The following is a 685-nucleotide window of genomic DNA, read 5'->3' as shown; positions in this document are numbered from 1 at the left end:
CAGCGCCGCCAGGGCCCAGATCCAGCGCGGGGTGTCGGGGAACCAGACGCCCATGTACACCGCCACGGCGGTGATCTCGGCGATACAGGTCACCAACCACAGGAACCAGTAGTTCCATCCGGTCAGAAAGCCGGCCAACGGGCCGAGATAATCCTGGGCATAGCGGCTGAACGAGCCGGCAACGGGGTTGTGCACCGCCATTTCACCGAGGGCGCGCATGATCACCAGGATCGCCAGTCCACCAATGATGTACGACAGCATGATCGCCGGGCCGGCCATTTCAATGGCCTTGGCCGAGCCGAGGAACAGGCCGACACCGATGCAGGCGCCGAGGGCCATCAGGCGGATGTGCCGCTCACCGAGTTCGCGTTTGAGCGGGCCGCCTTGAGCGGTCTCGCCAGGGGGCAGTGGTTTGCCGACAGGCATAGGAATACAACCTCATTTTTATTGGAGTTAGCCAGCGAGTCTCGGCACATAAGCGGGTGGCCCATGGGCCGTCTTGACCCCAATTGCACTTGCGGCGCTTCGGCCAGGGCGCTTTCGCGCACGTTGGCCAGAATCGGGCTTTTCCCGGCGGCCTCCAGCAGCTCGGTACGCGCGGCCATCAACCCCGCATGGCCGACGCCGCCACGGTCCTGCAGGCGGAACTCGAAGCCGCTGGAGGTGCCCAGGCCGTCAACCGGCG

The 685-nt window shown here is 65.3% G+C and carries 2 protein-coding genes; both read right to left on the bottom strand.

The features are described from left to right. Positions 1–426, bottom strand: a 426-nt coding sequence (locus tag AC0L20_RS39630; protein WP_473295606.1) for an amino acid permease, incomplete at its 3' end; no start/stop codon positions are given. Continuing rightward, the coding region (locus tag AC0L20_RS39625; protein WP_473295605.1) for a hypothetical protein at positions 339–685 on the bottom strand (347 nt) is incomplete at its 5' end. The genes AC0L20_RS39625 and AC0L20_RS39630, both read right to left, overlap by 88 nt.

It is taken from the genome of Bradyrhizobium sp. Kon58 (assembly GCF_055807455.1).
Note: the sequence above shows the minus strand (reverse complement) of the source record. Positions and strands in the feature narration are given on the sequence as shown.